Genomic DNA, 6,204 nt, shown 5'->3' with positions numbered 1-6,204 from the left:
GGACTCGAAGGGGCAGCCGTGAGGCGGGCAGAGGCGACGTAAGCACCGCAGGAGCGAGTGAAACGGGCGACGAGGAGCGCAGAGAGCGTCTGCCCGCCTCGCGGCTGGGGCTTCGGAGGCGTTCGCCGCCGATTGGCGGGCAGCTATTCACTACAGAACGGCGACATCACTGGGGACGGTTCCCTCCCTAGAAACGTATTAGTCCGCGATCGCTTCCGACTCGGCGGTCATCGCAGACGGGTCCTTCACCCAGAGATCGCCGAACAGGTCGTCCTGCTGGAGGCGGACCGAGCCGCGGTGGGCCATGAACAGCAGCGCGAGGTACGTCATGAACGGGCGGCCGCCGGCGCTCTCGATCTCCGCGAACAGCACTTCCGTGCGCCCGCGGTCGAAGTGCGTCCGAAGGACGCCGTCGATCTCCACGATCACCTCCTCGATGTCCTCGTCGTGGGTGCGGTCGGTCGCCTCGCCCGCGGTCGGCTCGCCGTCCTGCCGGAACTCGTCGCCGGCGCGGTAGTCGAGCGTCTGCGTGCCGCGGGCGTGGCCGTGCGGCGACTCCGAGGTGTCGTACTCCCGGGAGTCCTTCCACCACGAGCCGCGCTCGGCCTCGCGCAGTTCCCGCACGAGCTCGTCGAGCGTCTCCGGCGACCCGCGAGTGTTCTTCCGGTCGAGCCGGCGGTCAATCTCGGCCTCCAGCTTGTCGACCGGGTCGAACCCGTCGGCGGCCGGGTCGGGCGCGCCGCCCTCCATCGCGACCTCCCACGGCTCTGGCTCCGGCTCCTCGTCCTCGTCGTCGTCCGCCAGCATGCCGTCGCTTTTCATCCGGAGGAGGACGCTGGCGTAGAACAGCGCCCGGCCGGTCGTTCGGAGGTCCGTCTCGTCGAGCTTCTCCAAGAAGGCGTCCGTCACTTGGACGATGTCGATGTCCCACGGTTCGATCTCGCCCTCCTCGGCGAGCTGGACGAGGAGCTCGACTGGCTCGACCTCGTCGTCGTCGGTCTCGTCCGGCGGTGCGACATCGGGCACGTCCGACGGTGAGACGTCGGGCACGTCCAAATCGGGCGCGCCGGTCGACTCCGCCTCGTCTCCGGACGCGTCGTCCGTGAACGGGGCCGCGCCGTCGCGGTCGCTCGTCAGGTCGAGGTCCGGGACGCCGCCGGCGGCTCCGTCGCCCTCTTCAGTCATCCGCGCTCACCTCCTCGTCGGCGTCGTCGCCGAACTGCATCCCGGTCACCGCCGAGAGGTTGTCGCCCTGCATCGTGACGCCGATGGCGCGGTCCGAGCGCTCCAACAGCGCCGCGCGGTGGCCGACGACGACGAACTGCGCCTCCTCGGCCAGCTCCTCTATCATCTCGCCGACGCGCTCGGCGTTGACGGCGTCGAGGAAGGCGTCGATCTCGTCGAGCGCGTAGAACGGCGCGGGGTTGTGGCGCTGAACGGCGAAGATGAAGGACAGGGCAGTGAGCGACTTCTCCCCGCCGCTCATCGCGTCGAGCCGCTGGACCGGCTTGTCCGCGGGCTGGGCCTTCATCGTCAGCCCCTCCTCGAACGGGTCCTCGGGGTTCTCCAAGACGAGCTCCCCCGTCCCGGCCGAGAGGCGCGCGAAGATGTCCTCGAAGTGGTCGTTGATCGACTCGAACGTCTCCATGAACGTCTCCTTCTTCGCCGCCTCGTACCCCTCGATGCGTTCCTCGATGGCGTCGCGCTCCTCGACGAGCACGTCCCGGCGCTCCCGGAGCTCGTCGAGCGCGGCCTCGACCTCCTCGTACTCGTCGATCGCGAGCATGTTCACCGGCTCTAACGCCTCCATCTCGGTCTCCAGCTCCTCGATCCGCGACTCCACCTCGTCGAGGTCGGGGATCTCGTCGGCCTCGTAGGCGCCGACCTGCGACTCTAACTCGTCGATCTCCCACTCCAAGCGGTCGCGGCGGTCGGTGAGGTCCGACAGGTCCGACTCGGCCTCGGCGACGAGCGACCGCTGCTCGTCGCGCGCCTGCGTCGCCTCGCGGATCTCCTCGCGGAGTTCCTCGCGGTCGCTTTTCAGCGCCGAGAGCTCTTCTTCGAGGTCGGCGATCGCCTCCTTCTTCGCTTCGAGCTCCGCCTCCCTCTCCTCGATCGCCGCCTCGTGGTCGGCGATCGCCTCCTCGGCCTCCGCCTTCGCGTTTTGGGCCTCCTCGACGTCGTCGTGGAGGTCGTCGAGCGCGTCCTCGGCGTACCCCTTCTCTAACTCCAGTTCGTTGATCCGGCCGTCGAGCGAGCTCATGCGCTCGTCGAGGTCGCCGATCTCGGCGCGGATCTCGTCGGCGCGCTCGGAGAGCTCGGGGATCTTCGAGTCGGCGAGTTCGGCCTCGATCTCGTCGATCTCGGCCGCGAGCTCGTCGATCTCCGCGTCCGTCTCCGCCAGCTCCTCGTCTAACGCGGTCATCTCCGCGTCGACCGACTCGCGTTCCGCCTCCAGCTCCTCCAGTTCGGCCTCTAGCTCCTCGATCCGGGCTTCCGCCTCCGCGAGGTCGTCTTCTGCGCGCTCGACGTCCGCCTCCAGCGACCGGACGCGCTCGGCCGCGTCGGCCTTCCGGTCGCGCGCGTCCTCGATGTCGTCGTCGAGCGCGTCGATCTCGGACTGGACCGACCGGCGCTCGTCTTCGAGTTCCGAGATCTCCGTCGCGAGCCGTTCGATCTTGCCGCCGCCGGACTTCGTGAACGAGTAGCGGGAGCCGCCGCCGGAGCCGCCGGTCATCGCGCCCGACTTCTCGACGAGGTCGCCGTCGAGGGTGACCATCCGGTAGTCGCCCATCAGATCGCGGGCGGTCGCCATGTCCTCGACGACGAGCGTCGAGCCGAGCACGTACGAGAAGATCGACTCGTACTCGGCGTCGTAGTCGACGAGGTTCCGCGCGAAATCGACGACGCCCGGCAGCGAGGGTTTCCGCGGCAGGCTCCGGTCGTCCATCTCCGTGACGGGGAGGAACGTCGCCCGCCCCGCGTTGCGCCGCTTGAGGTAGTCGATACAGGTCGAGCCGACGCCGTCGTCGTCGACGACGACGTTCGCCAGCCGCCCGCCGGCCGCGGTCTCGCAGGCTTCGGCGTACTGGGCTTCGACAGAGGCGAGTTCGCCGACCGCGCCGTGGACGCCGTCGATGCCGCCGTTCTTCACCTCGGTGACCGCCCGGGGCCACGAGGCGTCGCCGCGCTGGTCGGCCGCCGCCTCCAGCTTGGCGTACTCGTTCTGCTTCTCGCGGAGGGTGTCCTCGATCGCCTCGAGGCGCTCCTCTGCTTCCGCCTTCTCGGCGAACAGGTCGGCGACCGCGTCCTCGATGGTCGCCTGATTCTTCTCGGCCTTGTCGAGCTCCCCTTTCAGCTCGGAGATCCGCGCTTTGTGTTCCGGGAGCGACTCCCGGGCCTCCTCCAGCTCCTCACGAGCCTCGCTCACCGCGTTCGAGCGGCGGCGGGCCTCGTCGAGCAGCCGGTCTTTCTCGCGTTGCGTCTCGTTTTTTTCCTCGCGGAGCGACTCGATCGCCTCCTTCTTCTCCGACAGCTCGGCCTTCAGCTCGTCGAACTCGGTGTCGGCACCCTCGATCTCCGCCTCGACGTCGGCCAACTCGGAGCGCTTCGTCGCCAACTCCGATTTCACCGACGCCTTCTCCACTTTCGTCTCGCGGATCTCGCCTTCCAACTCCTCGATTGTCTCCTCCTTGCGGTCGATCTGGACGAACGCCTGCCGGCGGTCGTTCTCGGCGGACTCGGCGCGCGACTCCGCCGACTCGATCCTGTCTTCCAGCCGCGAGATCCCGCCTTTGATCTCCTCGATCTCCGAGCGGATCTCGATCTGCTCGTCTTCGCCCTTCGTCTCGATCTCGTGGTTGAGGTCTTCGAGGTCCTCCTCCAGCCGGGTGAGCTTCCCCTGTCTGGCGTCGAGTTCCGCGCGGAGCTCACCGAGGTCCGCCTCGGCCTCGTCGATGTCGGCCTCGACGGTCGCGAGCGCGTCGCGCTTCTCCTCCAGCTCGGAGGCCTTGCGGAACCCGCGGTACTCCTCTAACTCGTCGCGGAGCTCCTGGTACTGGAGGGCGGTCTCGCGCTCGTCGGAGAGCCGGTCGAGCCGGTCCTCCTTCTCGCCGATCCGGAGGTCCGCCTCGCCGATGCGGTCCTCGACGGTGTCGAGCTCCTCGTAGGCGGCCTCCTTCTTTTCGTCGAACTCGGCGACGCCCGCGATCTCGTCGATTATTCCCCGCCGCTGGTAGGGGGTCATATTGATGATCTCGGTGACGTCGCCCTGCATGACGACGTTGTACCCCTCCGGCGTCACGCCCGCGGCCGCGAGCAGATCCTGAACGTCCGAGAGGTTCACCGAACGGCCGTTGAGGTAGTAGTACGAGTAGTAGTTGTCCTCGGTCTCCTTGACTCGCCGCTTGATCGTGATCTCGGAGACGTCGCCGACGTTCTCCGTGCCGGCCGCGGAGACGACCTGCGACCGGTCGAGGGTCCCGTCCTCGTTGGAGAGAACCACGGTCACCGAGGCCTCGTTCGGCCCGTCGGCGGCCTCGCCGTCGTCGTGGCCGGGGTTGTAGATGAGGTCGGTGAGCTTCTTGGCGCGGATCCCGCGAGTGCGGGCGAGGCCGAGCGCGAACAGCACGCCGTCGATGATGTTCGACTTCCCCGAGCCGTTCGGGCCGGTGACGACCGTGAAGTCCTCGTAGAAGGGGATTCTCGTCGTTCGCCCGAAGCTCTTGAACCCGTCCAGAACGACTTCAGTGATGTGCATGTGGTCGGAGGCGACCGGTTACGCGACGATGATGTCGTCGCCCTCACTCGACTCGCCCTCGTCGTCCTCGGCGGGCTCCTCGGCCGCCGCGTCGGCGTCGGGCGTCGTCGCCGACTGCTCGGGCACGATGACGTCCTCACCGTCGCTCGCGGCGTCCGCGCTGGCCGCGTCCGCCCCGTCGGACGACTCCTCGACGGACTCGAAGACGTCGACGTGGTCGTCGGAGTGGGTCGTCCGCTCGCCGCCGGACGCCGAGTCGTCCCCGGCCTCCTCGGCCGCGGGGTCGTCTCCCGCCGAGCGATCGGCCGCGGGCTCGGCGTCGGACGCACTCGCCTCGGCGCCGGCCGCCGGGCCGGCGGCGTCGGCCTCGACCGCGACCGACCGCTCGTCTTCGAGCTGTCGGACGCGTTCCTTCATCTCGACGAGCTCCTCGGTGAGCCCGTTGACCGCCGCCTGTAGCTCCGCGACCTGCCGTTCGAGGTCCTCGACGCGGTTACTCATTATATTCACGCATGCTCGCGCGACGCGTATAAATCTGCGTCAGACACATGTGTGACCAAATACCACGATCGGGGGCGAACGCCGCGGCGTATCGACGTTCGGCCAAACATTTCGGATTCGGTAAACGTGTCAGACAACGGGGGAAGATACTTGTACCGACCGGCGGTACGAGTCCGGTATGAGCAAGATCACCTTCCGGGCGGACGACGACCTCGTCGACCGGCTGGAAGCGTGTGACGCCTCCAAGAGCGAGGTGATGCGGGAGGCGCTCCGGACGCACCTCGACGAGGTCGACGCGGAGGACGGCGCGTCCGACGCGTCCGACGCCGCGGCCGGGAGCGTCGACGACGCCCTCGCGGACCGCGTCGACGAGCTGATCGCGGAGCGGCTCGACGCGGCGCTCGACGAGCGGCTCGGCTCGGCGGACGGCGCTGGTCTACCCGCGTACGCGCCCGGCGGCGCCGGCGACGTCAACGTAAACGTCACGCTCGACGCGCCGTCAGCCGGGTCGAGCGAGCCGGCGGAGGCCGTCAGTGTGGCGCGTGAGACGGCCGAGGCGGCGGACTCGGGCGGACGTAAGACGGAGGATAGCGTCGGTGCCCGGAACCGTGAGGCGCAGACGGGCGAAAGTGCTTGCGGTGGCTGCGGCGAGGTCGTCCCGCGAGAGCACGTGTACTGCCCGAACTGCGGAGAAAAGCAGTCACACAGAGCGTTCTGCGAGTGCGGTGACGAGATCCGGACGGACTGGGCGTTCTGCCCTGGCTGCGGTCGGCGGACCCCGGCCGCAGACGTATTGAAAGACAGGTAACAGGTTGTAAGCGCTCAAATCCGTCGAAATCGACCGACTCAGCGGTTTGTCTTACAACGTCCGATAGTTTTATATTGGTAGCCTCGGTGATTTGAGTTGCGTAAGACGGTCGTCTTACAACGGGCGTCCGGCTCGG

At 68.1% G+C, this 6,204-nt stretch carries 4 protein-coding genes; 1 reads left to right on the top strand and 3 read right to left on the bottom strand.

Annotation, left to right across the window (positions count from 1 at the left end; all coding sequences use genetic code 11):
• Positions 1-198 precede the first annotated feature (198 nt).
• Genes EXE47_RS05295 through EXE47_RS05285 form a run of 3 tightly spaced genes read right to left on the bottom strand, consistent with a single transcriptional unit; the run spans position 199 to position 5,260 of the window.
• On the bottom strand, positions 199-1,185 hold the full coding sequence (locus EXE47_RS05295; RefSeq protein ID WP_094520683.1) for a ScpA family protein: 987 nt from the start codon (positions 1,183-1,185) through the stop codon (positions 199-201).
• On the bottom strand, positions 1,178-4,759 hold the full coding sequence (gene smc / locus EXE47_RS05290; protein ID WP_137708079.1) for a chromosome segregation protein SMC: 3,582 nt from the start codon (positions 4,757-4,759) through the stop codon (positions 1,178-1,180). The genes EXE47_RS05295 and smc overlap by 8 nt, the downstream gene beginning before the upstream one ends.
• Positions 4,760-4,777: 18 nt before the next feature.
• A complete protein-coding gene (locus EXE47_RS05285) occupies positions 4,778-5,260 on the bottom strand; it encodes a hypothetical protein (protein ID WP_049931492.1) in 483 nt (160 codons plus the stop codon).
• Between the two features lie 178 nt (positions 5,261-5,438).
• Here EXE47_RS05285 and EXE47_RS05280 point away from each other — a divergent pair, with 178 nt between their 5' ends.
• Positions 5,439-6,068 carry a zinc ribbon domain-containing protein gene (locus EXE47_RS05280; protein WP_094579591.1) on the top strand — a complete coding sequence of 210 codons (630 nt, stop codon included), beginning with the start codon at positions 5,439-5,441 and terminating at the stop codon, positions 6,066-6,068.
• Positions 6,069-6,204 lie beyond the last annotated feature (136 nt).

The sequence above is a fragment of the Halorubrum sp. GN12_10-3_MGM genome, assembly GCF_005435235.1.
Classification (GTDB): domain Archaea; phylum Halobacteriota; class Halobacteria; order Halobacteriales; family Haloferacaceae; genus Halorubrum; species Halorubrum ezzemoulense.
The sequence above is the reverse complement of the archived record's forward strand: the minus strand, read 5'-3'. Positions and strand labels throughout refer to the sequence as shown.